The sequence below is a fragment of the Rhizobium sp. UFLA01-1127 genome (genome assembly GCF_059803845.1).
In genome coordinates this window covers 43,596-54,842 of sequence record NZ_JAUQTZ010000032.1, presented here as the reverse complement: position 1 = coordinate 54,842, position 11,247 = coordinate 43,596, and the positions used below count along the sequence as shown (strand labels likewise).

The window sequence follows — 11,247 nt, the reverse complement described above, 5'->3', positions numbered from 1 at the left end:
GAGCGGCGCCGATAGCCTTTTCAGCAGCTTCCGGACCGAAGGCCACGCCTTCGATGTAAACGGTCTCGACATCGGTGATGCCGATGAAGCCGAGAATCGACTTCAGGTAAGGAACGGCATGGTTCAGCGGTGCAGCCGGGCCTTCGGAGTAGACGCCGCCGGAAGCGAGCACGATGTAGGCTTTCTTGCCGGCGACGAGGCCCTTCGGGCCGGTTTCGGTATAGGTGAAGGTGCGGCCGGCGCGCGTGATGTTGTCGATCCAGGTCTTCAGCGAGGAATAGATGTTGAAATTGATGAGGCCGGTGCCGATGACCAGTGTGTCGGCTGCGAGCAGCTCGTCAACCAGTGCGTCGGAAACCTTGACCAGCTCCTGCTGCTCGGGCGTGCGGGCATCGGCCGGTGTGCGGATGGCGGCCGTGAAGGGGCCGTCGATGTGCGGCAGGTTGTCGGCAGCGAGGTCGCGCTTGACGAGCGACTTGCCCGGATTATTGGCTTTGATCTTCTCGGCCAGTTCGGTGGCGATCTTGGTGGAGAGCGAGTCCGGACGCGGGCTGGAGGTCAGAAGCAGAATGGAGGACATATCCGTTTTCCTTTTCAATGGTTTGCGAAAATCGGCTGGGAGAGTCCGATCACGTTCGCCTCAATAAATAAGTCGTCAGTGCTATCGAGAAAAACTGTGATAATATGGATTGGAATTATCGATAGAATGGATGGCAGATGCTCCCCAATCCCACCCTCGACCAATTGCAGGTTTTTCTGACCGTTGCGGAAGCAGGCAGTTTTTCGGCCGCTTCGCGTACGCTCAACCGCGCACAGTCGGTCATCAGCTATACGATCGCCAACTTGGAGGCTCAGCTCGAAATGCCGCTGTTCGAGCGATCCGGCTCGCGCCAGCCGAAGCTGACGGATGAGGGCAGGGTGATGCTGGAGGATGCGCGGCGTATTCTTTCCGATCTCCAGGTGATGCGCGCCAGGGTGAAGGGTTTGAAGACGGGGCTCGAAGCGGAGGTGGCTGTCGCTATTAGTGTCATGGTGCCGGTTCACGCCACTGTCGACGTGCTGCGCGAATTCCGCGATCGTTTTCCTTACGTTTCCCTGCGGCTCGACACCGGCGAACTCGGCTCGATGCTGGAGCTTGTCACGAGCGGCAAGTCGACGATCGGTATCGGCGGCTCGGTGGTGAAACAGGACGATGCCTTGGTCATCGAGCGCATCGGACATTCCTTCATGATGCCGGTTGCAGCCCCCACGCATCCGCTCGCTTTGCTGGGGCGACCGCTGACGCTTGCCGACGTGCGCGAAGAAGTGCAGTTGGTCGTCACCGATGCGTCAAACCTCACGAATGGCAAGGATTTCAACGTTCTGTCCTACAAGATCTGGCATCTCAGCGATATCGCCACCAAGCATCAGTTGATCCGTGGTGGTCTTGGCTGGGGCGGCCTGCCGGCCTCGTTTATCATGGAGGATCTGCAAAAGGGCAGGCTGGTGCCATTGACTCTCGATGCCTATGACCAGAGCGAATATCCGCTCTATGCCATCCGCAAGGTGGATAACCCTCCCGGCCCTGCGGCTGCGTGGCTGATCGAAGCTTTCCGCGACCGCCTGTCACGATGCCCGAATCAAGAAGACTTCAAGTCCGCTGTCGAGATGTTCCATCTAGGTGACAAGCGCCTGGCGGCGGAGTGAAAAAGTCCTCTCCTCGTTACCATAGGCAATTGCTTATAAGACTTTTAGTGTCATGAATTCCTTCTCCCCGCTGGGGAGAAGGGGTTACACGGCAACGATCTCATTTCATACGTAACTGGCTTCCCTTGCGGGAAGCAGAAACAACCGTCAATGATTACAGAACCAGCCGGTAGTTTCGGAAGCCGTCGGCACCGTCGCCGGCATCTTCGATCTTCACGCCCTTGACCTGATCGAGGAAATCCTTGGCCTTCGGCGAGCTCTGGAACCGTGCCGTCGTGCCCGGCAGCGGCTTGAACGTCCAGTTGCCGTCAGCGGTCGGATTGATCGTGCCCTGATCGTGCACGTAGCGCACGATCACGTCGCGGTTGGTGTCCGGTGCCTGATAGACGACCTTGTCCGCCGCGATTTCGGGGAAGTTGCCGCCGCCACCTGCCCGGTAGTTGTTGGTGACGACCAGGAACTTTTGCGCGGGATCGATGGGCTTGCCGTTGAACTGCAGGTTCTGGATGCGGTTTGCATCGGCATTCAGAATCTTGCCGTCATCGCCGAAGCGGCGCGGCTGCGAGAGGTCGATCTGGTAGGTGACGCCATCGATGACATCGAAGTTGTAGGACGGGAAGCTGCTGTTGACGAGATCCGCATCCTTGGCGCCCGGCTGCACCTGGTTGAACATCGCGGCCGACATTTCCAGCCAGTTCTTGACCTGAGCGCCGTTGATGACGACGGCCTGCACCGTATTCGGATAGAGGTAGAGATCGGCGACGTTCTTGATGGCAATGTTGCCGGCCGGAACGTCGGTATAGTAGTCGGCGCCGTTGCGGCCGCCGCACTTGAAGGGTGCCGCTGCCGAAAGAACCGGCAGGTCCTTGTACTGCGTCTCCTTCAGCATGTCCTTGATGTACCAGATCTGCGCCTGGCTGACGATTTGGACAGAGGGATCGTCGGCGACCAGCGCGAAATAGGAATAGAGCGGCGCGGAGGTCTTGCCGACGGGCGTTCGGACATAGGTCAGCGTCGCCTCGTGCTCGGCCTTGGCGGCTTCGACCACTTCCTTCTTGTCGGCGACATCGGCGACGACCTTCTTCTTGTCGTCGCGGTGGTAGATCGGGCGCGCTTCGGACGTGAAATCGACGATTTTCCAGCTCTTGCCGTCCTTTTCGAGCAGCAAGTCGATGAGGCCGAGATGCGAACCCCAGAAGCCGGCCATGACGGTGGGCTTGCCATGCAGCGTGCCCTTGACCGGATCGGCATCCTTGATGCCGTCCCAGGTCTTCGGGCCGGGGAAGACGAGATGCTGGTGGCCGGTGAAGACGGCGTCGATGCCATCGACCGCGGCGACGTAAAGCGAGGCGTTTTCCATCTTGTCGCTTGGACCGCTGCCGTCGATGCCGGAATGCGAGAGGGCGATGATAATATCGGCGCCTTCGGCCTTCATCACCGGAACCCAGGCCTTGGCCGCCTCGACGATATCGCGCGTCTGCGCCTTGCCCTCTAGATTCTTGATGTCCCAGAGCATGATCTGCGGCGGCACGAAGCCGATGAAGCCGATCTTGATCGGGCTTTCATTGCCGGCGCCGTCCTTGATCTTCTTTTCAAGGATCAGATAGGGCTTGAAGAACAGGTCGTCCTTCGTCGGATCCGAGGCCAGCTGGCCCTTGGTCAGGTTGGCGCACACGAACGGGAAGTTCGCGCCGGCCAGTACCTTGAACATGAAGTCGAGACCATAGTTGAACTCATGGTTGCCGAGCGTTCCCACGGAGTAGCCGAGCGTGTTCATCGCCTTGATGACCGGGTGGACATCGCCATCCTTCATGCCGTGCTGATAGGCCATGTAATCGCCCATCGGGTTGCCCTGCAGTACGTCGCCATTGTCGATGAGGAGCGAGTTGGTGGCTTCGGCACGGATATTGTCGATGATCGTCGCCGTGCGCGTCAGGCCCATCGTGTCGTTCGGCTTGTCGGCGTAGTAGTCATAGGGGAAGACGTTGACGTGAATGTCGGTCGTTTCCATGAGACGCAGATGCGCCTGATTGCCGGCGGCGCGGGCGGCGAAAGGATGCAGCACGATCAGCGCCGCAGTGGCGCTGAGGCCTTGCAGCAGGGAACGGCGCGACATGCTGGGCAAATCCAGAATGGAAGACATGAAATACTCCTTCAACGATAAATCCATGGTCCGTCGATCATCTCTCGGGCGAGGGAGATTAGGACGATTTTTGAAGGTGTGCACCAGTAATGTGACAGGCTTATTGTGGATCGCAGCCGGCCGGCGCCGGCATGCCGTCAACGTTTGAGAACCGGCTTTATGTCTTTGTGGAAAAAGCGGAAATAGGATACGACTTTCGCCGAGGCATTGGACGAGCGATCGAACTCTATGCCGATGCGGCCATTGTGAGCCCAGCGCACGAAACCATCCAGCAAGCCGATATCGTCACATTCGACGCGAACCTTGCTGCCCGCAGCCGCATAGAGCGGCGCTTGAAGATCGAGAGCGATGCCGCTGGCGGAAATATTGACCACGCGGCCTGCAACGAGCCTGGTGAAATATCGCACCTGGCCCGTCAACCGGGCATGGTGGCGCGGTGAACCTCGCGCCTTGATTTTCAGGTTGTCAACATGACGTCTTGAAGAGGACTGCATGATATTTTCCCGGCTCGTGCAACTTTTTCGGCTTTTGGATAGCAGGCCCGCATTGAGGGATGCTTAGCGTAACCGTTAAAATTGCAGTCGCTCGTTCCGAATCGGCACGGGAAGCGGCTGGCCGGCAGGAAGACCTAAGGCAGGCTTTGCGATTGTCGCGCCATGCAGCACTCTGTTCTTGGCCGCCGGCATTCCTGAAGAACGAAAAGGAGCAAACGTTGCGCATCGTTTCCTTGAATGCATGGGGTGGTCGGCTGCATGGGCCGCTGATGCCCTATCTCGTCGATGTCGACGCGGATGTTCTGTGCTTGCAGGAGGTGGTTCGCACGAAGGAGACGGAAGCGGCATGGCTGGTTTATCGCGATCATGGCGTCGAGCTTCTGCAGCGCGCCAATCTCTTCGAGGAGCTGACGGCTGCTTTGCCGGCTCACGATGCATTCTTCCTCCCCGTAGCCCGAGGCGATCTCTTCGATGGCGACCGGCCGATTGCTTCCGAATTCGGACTAGCAACCTTCGTCCGCAGGACCCATCCGATCATCGGGCACGCGGCCGGCTTCGTCCATGGCGAGTTCTCCGCAGGCGGCTATGGGCCGCATCCGCGTTCGCGCAATGCCCATTGCATCCGCCTTTTCGATTATGAGCGCGGCTATCCCATCACCATTGCCCACATGCATGGCCTGCGTGATCTGGAAGGCAAGGGCGACACACCCGCACGCCGTCAGCAGGCAAATGCACTGGTCGATCTTATTCGACAAGTGAAAAAGGACGGCGACCGGCTTGTCGTCTGCGGCGATTTCAACGTGCTGCCTGACAGCGAGACCTTCAAAATCCTCGGCGGCCTGGGACTTGTCGATCTCGTCACTTCACGGGGACATGACGACACGCGTACTTCTTATTACCGCAAGCAGCCCCGCTTTGCCGACTACATGCTGGTGACGCCCAATGTCGAGGTGATCGCTTTCGATCCCATCGCCGAGCCAGAAGTCTCGGATCACCGAGCATTGCTGCTCGATCTTCGCTGACGAAGATCAAAGGCCGACATTCGGCCGCTCGATGATTTCGCGAAGCGCGAAGCTTGAATTGATCTTCACGACATGCGGCAGCGCCGAGAGCCAGTCGCGGTGGATGCGCTCGTAATCTTCAAGGTCCCGTGCGGCGATGCGCAAGATGTAGTCGTACTCCCCGGACATCAGATAGCAGGCCAGCACGTTCGGACAACGCTTCACCGCTGTTTCGAATTCCGACAACGTCTTGGCAAACTGGCCGGAGAGCGAGATGTGCACGATGGCGATCATCTTGTAGTCCAGCGCCTTATGCGAGAGATGCGCATGATAGCCGTCGATGACGCCGTTCTTTTCGAGGATATCGAGCCTGCGTGAGCAGGCCGAAGGCGAGAGCCCGACCTTTTCGGCCAGTTCTGCATTGGTGATCCGCGCGTTCTGCTGCAGCATCCGCAGAATCGAATGATCTATGGCGTCGAGATCTGACATTCGAAGATCTTTCGAAAAAACTCTTCTATGCGCAATAAATCACGAAAAATGACCGCAACGCAAATTGTCTTTGCAAGGACATTGCGGGGCTGTGGTGATCTGATTTCCTTCGGAGAAAAGGAAGACGCACAAGCGTTCGAGGAGGAGTAAAATGCGAGTTGGTTGCCCCAAGGAAATCAAGAATCATGAATATCGCGTCGGCCTAACGCCGGCGTCCGTTCGTGAATATATTGCCCATGGTCATGAGGTTTGGGTCGAGACGAAGGCCGGCGCCGGTATTGGTGCCGACGATCACGCCTACGTGGCTGCCGGCGCCAAGATCGCTGCAAGCGCCAAGGATATTTTCGAGAAATGCGATATGATCGTGAAGGTCAAGGAGCCGCAGCCTTCGGAATGGGCGCAGCTTCGTGAAGGCCAGCTTCTCTATACCTATCTGCATCTCGCGCCCGATCCGGAACAGGCTAAGGGTCTGCTGGCATCCGGCGTAACCGCCATCGCCTACGAAACCGTGACCGACGAGCGCGGCGGCCTGCCGCTGCTAGCGCCGATGTCCGAAGTCGCCGGCCGCCTCTCGATCCAGGCGGGTGCGACCGCTCTCCAGAAAGCCAATGGCGGCCTCGGTATCCTGCTCGGCGGCGTGCCTGGTGTGCTGCCGGCCAAGGTGGCGATCATCGGCGGCGGTGTCGTCGGCCTGCATGCGGCCAAGATGGCAGCCGGGCTCGGCGCCGACATCAGCATCCTCGATCGCTCGCTGCCACGCCTGCGCCAGCTCGACGACATCTTCAACGGCCGCGTTCATACGCGCTATTCCAGCATTCAGGCGCTGGAAGAAGAAGTCTTTTCCGCCGATCTCGTCATCGGTGCGGTTCTGATCCCCGGTGCTGCCGCGCCGAAGCTGGTGACGCGCGAAATGCTGTCCGGCATGAAAAAGGGCTCGGTCATCGTCGATGTCGCCATCGACCAGGGCGGCTGTTTTGAGACCTCGCATGCGACGACGCATTCCGATCCGACCTATGTCGTGGAAGGCGTCGTGCATTACTGCGTCGCCAATATGCCCGGCGCCGTTCCGGTCACCTCGGCGCATGCACTTAACAATGCCACGATCTATCATGGACTCGCTTTGGCCGATCGCGGCCTGCGCGCCATCGCGGAAGACAAGCACCTCCGCAACGGTCTCAATGTCCACAAGGGCCGCATCACCAGCCGTCCGGTGGCCGAAGCTCTCGGCTATGAGGCCGTTGCGCCGGAAAGCATTCTGAACGTCGCGTAAAGCCCATCACGCGCGCCTCAGATGGAAGCACCGGCATCCGCGTATGCCGGTGCTCCTGTTTTGTCGATCCGGCATTGATAGCAGTTATTGCGCGCCGAACGGACGTGGACATAGGCGATATCGGGACGTTCGAGCAGCGAAGCCGCATAGACTGCGATATCGTCCGCCGGCGTCACGGCGCCGGTTCCGTAGACGATGCGATCGTTCTTCCCATAGCCGCGCACAATGAAATCCCGGCCGGTCGTCAGCACGGGCGGCAGGATTTCTTCCGCTTCGTAGCGCCTGCATGGCGTCTTGTGCAGGAATATCGGGCCTGTCTCCGCATAGGGCTGCAATTCGGGGAAGGGACGATAGGCGTAGACGAGCAGCTCCTCGCCGGCATCGATATTGCGCAGGCAGTGGCGGCAGGATGGCCCGGACCATCGGAAATCATGGTCTCCGGCTGGTGACCATAAGCATCGGCGCCGCCGTTCCAGACAAGTTGGGCGTCGGATGTGGGCATGGCGGCAAAAGCGATGGACGGCATGGCAAAGCTCCTTTCGAGATTTGCCATGTGATGCGCCGAAACGAGAGCCGCAACCACCCGATTCCTGCTGCTGCAAAATCTAGCCCTTCTTGGCCAGCTCCAGCAGTTCTTTGTCGCTGAGCGGCCGGACGATGCCTTCTCCAGTCGAGATCGGCGAGAAGCCGAACATCTGGTAGAGCTGCAGCGCCCGCGGATGGTCGAGATTGTTCGTCGTCGTCACGATCCGCTGCGGGTTCAGCGTCCAGATCGCGTAGAGCGCCTGCAGCAGGAACCATTTGCCAATGCCAAGACCGAGTGCGTGCTCGATGAGGCCGAAATGGCTGAGTTCGATCGCCTCTTCATCCTGCCGGAAATATTCGAAGAAGCCGGCAGGCGCCCCGTTGACGTAGAGCACGCTGATATTGTTGCGCTGGTCGTGAAGCGTCGTTGCCAAATCTTCGTCGGAGAGGCGAATACGATCGACCCAGTGCCAGCGCGCGCCCACCTGCCGGTAGAGATAGCGATAGAAGGGCAGCGGAATATCAGGCGTACGCATGATCGCCGTCTGGATATTGACCGGCACGGGCAGGCTTGCCTTGGGTGGTGCGGTCATTTCCAGCCGCGTGATGTGAACTTTGATGGAGGAGGGCGTTTTCACGGCCGGGGCGCTCAATCTTGACCAGTGACGATGGGGGTATCCGTCCGGCTGCCCCATTCCGACCAGGAGCCGTCGTAGAGTTTATTATTGCCATGGCCGAGGGATTCGAGCGCCAGCGTGATGATGGCGGCGGTAATGCCGGATCCGCAGGTCGTAACTACAGGCTTTTCAAGATCTATGCCGGCCTTTTCGATCGTTTCTCGCAGTTCCGGCAGGGACTTGAACTTGCCGTTCGTGGCGAACACGCCGGATGGCAGGCTTCTCGCGCCCGGCATATGGCCCGAGCGCATGCCTTCGCGCGGCTCCGGCTCCGTTGCCGCAAAGCGCCCGCCGCTGCGAGCATCGGCGATCTGCAGCGAGCGGCTGTCGACGATCCCGCGCATTTCTTCGAGTGAAACGATACGGTTGCCGTTGAACCGAGGCTTGAAAGTCGCGGGCATAAAGTCAGGCAGCGCCGTCTCCAGCGGCCGCCCTTCGGCCTTCCAGCCGTCAAGGCCGCCGTCGAGGACGAAAACATTCGGCGCCCCCATGACGATGTGGAACAGCCACCAGACACGCGGCGAGGCGAACACGCCGGGGCCATCGTAGACGACGATACGATCGTTCTCGCTGATGCCGAGCTTGCCGACTTCCGCGGCGAAGAACTCGGGCGAGGGGACCATATGCGGCAGGTTGGTCGAGTGATCCGATATCTTGTCCTGATCGAAACGGATCGCGCCCGGAATGTGGCCGCTGGCATATTCCGCGTCGGCATTGCGCTTCTGTGCCGGCAGATAGAAGGATGCGTCGAGGATGCGCAGATCCTTGGCTCCCAGTTCGCCTTGCAGCCAGTCGGCGGATACGACGAAACGGCTCTTGTCCGCTGCCATGATGATCTCTCCCTGCCTTATGATAGGATTTCTTGGTCTTGGTATCGGGATCCAGGCCTTGCCCGGTCAATTCTCGTCGGTCGGCGTGCCGAACCGAATGCGGAAGCGGCGGTTTTCCTTGCCCTTCTTTTCTATCTTGGCGATGTGGATCGCTCCGACCTCCTGCGTCTCCGACACATGCGTACCGCCGCAGGGCTGGCTGTCGACGGCCGAATCCTCGCCGATGCAGACGAGGCTCACGCGGCCGAGGCCTATCGGCGGACGCACATTCTTGGATTTGACGATGCCCGGATTGGCGATCAGTTCCTCATCCGTGATCCAGCGGACGAAAACGGGATGGTTCTCGTTGACGAGCGCCATCATTTTGGCCGTCACTTCGCCCTTATCGATCGTTTCGCTCATATCGAAATCGACGCGGCTTTCTTCCTCGCCGACCGCAGCCCCCGTGATCGGGTAGGGGCACACGACCGAGAGCAGATGGCAGGCCGTATGCATGCGCATCAGCTTGTAGCGGCGCGCCCAGTCGATGTGCAGCACCAGCTTTTCGCCGACGATGGGCCGCGGCTCACCCTCGAGCGGAACGTGGACGATGATGTCCTTGATTTGCCCGTGCTTCGTCTGGCCGAGGATGATCCTCGAGCCGTCGCCGCGCTCCAGGAAACCCGTATCGCCCGGCTGGCCGCCCGAGGTCGCATAGAAACAGGTCTGATCGAGTTCTATGCCCCCGTCTTCGTGGATTGCGGTTACGACTGCTTCGGCAGTGGAGAGATAGAAATCGTCACGATAGAGGGCATTGACGGTCATCTGATCACGCTGTCGTTTCGTATGGGACGGCGATTTCAGCCCGCTTTTCGAGATAGGCCGGCAGCGGCAAGCCTTTCGACTTCAGGAAGTCGGGATTGAAGAGCTTGGACTGATAGCGATTGCCGTAATCGCATAGGATGGTCACGATCGTATGTCCGGGGCCGAGATCTCTCGCGAGACGAACTGCGCCGGCAATATTGATGGCGGTCGAGCCGCCGAGGCAAAGGCCCTCGTGCTCGACCAGATCGAAGACGTAGGGAAGTGCTTCGGCATCGGTGACTTGATAGGCGAAGTCGGGAGTAAAGCCTTCCAGGTTCGCCGTGATGCGGCCCTGACCGATGCCCTCGGTGATCGAGGAGCCGGAGGATTTCAGTTCGCCGTTCTTGTAGAATTCATAGAGGGCAGCGCCTTCAGGATCGGCAATGCCGATCTTGATGTCCTTGCTGAAGGCATGCAGGCCCATGGCAACGCCCGCCAGCGTACCGCCGGAGCCGACCGAGCAGATGAAGCCGTCGATCTTGCCATTGGTATCGGCCCAGATTTCCTTGGCGGTCGTCTCGATATGGGCCTGACGATTGGCGATGTTGTCGAACTGGTTCGCCCAGATCGCGCCGTTCGGTTCCGTCCTGGCGAGCTGTTCGGCAAGCCGGCCTGAGACCTTCACGTAGTTGTTCGGGTTCCTGTAGGGCACGGCGGGAACTTCGACCAGTTCGGCGCCGAGCAGTTTCAGCGCGTCCTTCTTTTCCTGGCTCTGTGTCTCAGGAATGACGATGACGGTGCGATAGCCGAGCGCCTTGGCGACAAGCGTCAGGCCGATGCCGGTATTGCCGGCCGTTCCCTCGACGATGACTCCACCGGGCCGCAGCAGCCCTTTTTTCTCGGCGTCACGGATAATGTAGAGCGCGGCGCGATCCTTGACCGACTGGCCGGGATTCAAAAATTCGGCCTTGCCAAGAATGGTCGAGCCCGTCGCCTCGGAGGCACCCTTGAGCTTGATCAAAGGCGTATTGCCGATTGCTTCTAGAACGGACGGATGGACGGTCATTGGAATCTGCCTTCTGTTCGCAACTACTGTAAGAACGGTCTTTTCCCTTCACAAGGCTGCATAGGCAAGAAATTCTGTTCCTCGCTGTTTGTTCAGGCCGCAAAATTCGACTTGGCTGCCCTTATTCGATGAGGCGCTTGCTACCACACAAAGTCTCCAATCGGTGACGTTGATTTCCGCATCGAGCAGCCGAGCTGGCCGAAAGCGGCCACAATGATACGCTATTTCTAAAATGCCACGGACGGCCGAAGCCCAAACGTTTGATGTAGGCGGCCGCCAGCCA

11 protein-coding genes and 1 pseudogene are annotated in these 11,247 nt (G+C 59.3%); 3 read left to right on the top strand and 9 right to left on the bottom strand.

Features of this window, described 5'->3' with window-relative positions:
• Positions 1-580 (bottom strand): FMN-dependent NADH-azoreductase (locus tag Q4Q11_RS10795; protein WP_498569487.1); only part of this gene is annotated, 580 nt, incomplete at its 3' end.
• 137 nt (positions 581-717) lie between these two features.
• Here Q4Q11_RS10795 and Q4Q11_RS10790 point away from each other — a divergent pair.
• Positions 718-1,686 (top strand): LysR family transcriptional regulator, encoded by a 969-nt coding sequence (locus Q4Q11_RS10790; protein WP_498569486.1) that lies wholly within the window; start codon positions 718-720, stop codon positions 1,684-1,686.
• Between the two features lie 154 nt (positions 1,687-1,840).
• Here Q4Q11_RS10790 and Q4Q11_RS10785 read toward each other — a convergent pair whose 3' ends face one another.
• Both Q4Q11_RS10785 and Q4Q11_RS10780 read right to left on the bottom strand, forming a co-directional pair.
• Complete coding sequence (locus tag Q4Q11_RS10785) at positions 1,841-3,829, bottom strand: bifunctional 2',3'-cyclic-nucleotide 2'-phosphodiesterase/3'-nucleotidase (RefSeq protein ID WP_112507429.1); 1,989 nt, start codon at positions 3,827-3,829, stop codon at positions 1,841-1,843.
• A gap of 137 nt (positions 3,830-3,966) precedes the next feature.
• Positions 3,967-4,323, bottom strand: a complete 357-nt coding sequence (locus Q4Q11_RS10780; protein WP_112507427.1) for a PilZ domain-containing protein — start codon at positions 4,321-4,323, stop codon at positions 3,967-3,969.
• A 218-nt stretch (positions 4,324-4,541) separates the two neighbouring features.
• Here Q4Q11_RS10780 and Q4Q11_RS10775 point away from each other — a divergent pair, with 218 nt between their 5' ends.
• Positions 4,542-5,345, top strand: a complete 804-nt coding sequence (locus Q4Q11_RS10775; RefSeq protein ID WP_498569485.1) for an endonuclease/exonuclease/phosphatase family protein — start codon at positions 4,542-4,544, stop codon at positions 5,343-5,345.
• Between the two features lie 6 nt (positions 5,346-5,351).
• Here the strand turns inward: Q4Q11_RS10775 and Q4Q11_RS10770 are convergent, their stop codons facing one another.
• Positions 5,352-5,813 carry an Lrp/AsnC family transcriptional regulator gene (locus tag Q4Q11_RS10770; protein WP_498569484.1) on the bottom strand — a complete coding sequence of 154 codons (462 nt, stop codon included), beginning with the start codon at positions 5,811-5,813 and terminating at the stop codon, positions 5,352-5,354.
• Positions 5,814-5,964: 151 nt separating this feature from the next.
• Here Q4Q11_RS10770 and ald point away from each other — a divergent pair, with 151 nt between their 5' ends.
• A complete protein-coding gene (gene ald / locus Q4Q11_RS10765; RefSeq protein ID WP_113216951.1) occupies positions 5,965-7,083 on the top strand; it encodes an alanine dehydrogenase in 1,119 nt (372 codons plus the stop codon).
• Positions 7,084-7,100: 17 nt separating this feature from the next.
• Here ald and Q4Q11_RS10760 read toward each other — a convergent pair.
• The 5 genes and pseudogenes from Q4Q11_RS10760 to Q4Q11_RS10740 all read right to left on the bottom strand — a co-directional run bounded on the left by Q4Q11_RS10760 (position 7,101) and on the right by Q4Q11_RS10740 (position 10,964).
• Positions 7,101-7,609: pseudogene (locus Q4Q11_RS10760) on the bottom strand (DUF1203 domain-containing protein).
• A gap of 79 nt (positions 7,610-7,688) precedes the next feature.
• Entirely contained in the window at positions 7,689-8,303 is a 615-nt protein-coding gene (locus Q4Q11_RS10755; protein WP_498569483.1) for a GNAT family N-acetyltransferase, read from the bottom strand.
• Positions 8,258-9,115, bottom strand: a complete 858-nt coding sequence (sseA, locus tag Q4Q11_RS10750) for a 3-mercaptopyruvate sulfurtransferase (protein ID WP_112507417.1) — start codon at positions 9,113-9,115, stop codon at positions 8,258-8,260. Before sseA ends, Q4Q11_RS10755 begins: the two co-directional genes overlap by 46 nt.
• A gap of 66 nt (positions 9,116-9,181) precedes the next feature.
• Positions 9,182-9,919, bottom strand: coding sequence for an alanyl-tRNA editing protein (locus tag Q4Q11_RS10745; RefSeq protein WP_112507415.1), 738 nt, complete (start codon positions 9,917-9,919; stop codon positions 9,182-9,184).
• A gap of 4 nt (positions 9,920-9,923) precedes the next feature.
• A complete protein-coding gene (locus Q4Q11_RS10740) occupies positions 9,924-10,964 on the bottom strand; it encodes a cysteine synthase A (protein ID WP_112507413.1) in 1,041 nt (346 codons plus the stop codon).
• Positions 10,965-11,247: the final 283 nt, after the last annotated feature.

Coding starts and splice junctions, on each gene's coding strand:
- Q4Q11_RS10790 (WP_498569486.1), top strand. CDS start 718: ATGCTCCCCAATCCCACCCTCGACCAATTGCAGGTTTTTCTGACCGTT.
- Q4Q11_RS10755 (WP_498569483.1), bottom strand. CDS start 8,303: ATGGGGCAGCCGGACGGATACCCCCATCGTCACTGGTCAAGATTGAGC.
- sseA (WP_112507417.1), bottom strand. CDS start 9,115: ATGGCAGCGGACAAGAGCCGTTTCGTCGTATCCGCCGACTGGCTGCAA.
- Q4Q11_RS10745 (WP_112507415.1), bottom strand. CDS start 9,919: ATGACCGTCAATGCCCTCTATCGTGACGATTTCTATCTCTCCACTGCC.
- Q4Q11_RS10740 (WP_112507413.1), bottom strand. CDS start 10,964: ATGACCGTCCATCCGTCCGTTCTAGAAGCAATCGGCAATACGCCTTTG.
- Q4Q11_RS10780 (WP_112507427.1), bottom strand. CDS start 4,323: ATGCAGTCCTCTTCAAGACGTCATGTTGACAACCTGAAAATCAAGGCG.
- ald (WP_113216951.1), top strand. CDS start 5,965: ATGCGAGTTGGTTGCCCCAAGGAAATCAAGAATCATGAATATCGCGTC.
- Q4Q11_RS10785 (WP_112507429.1), bottom strand. CDS start 3,829: ATGTCTTCCATTCTGGATTTGCCCAGCATGTCGCGCCGTTCCCTGCTG.
- Q4Q11_RS10770 (WP_498569484.1), bottom strand. CDS start 5,813: ATGTCAGATCTCGACGCCATAGATCATTCGATTCTGCGGATGCTGCAG.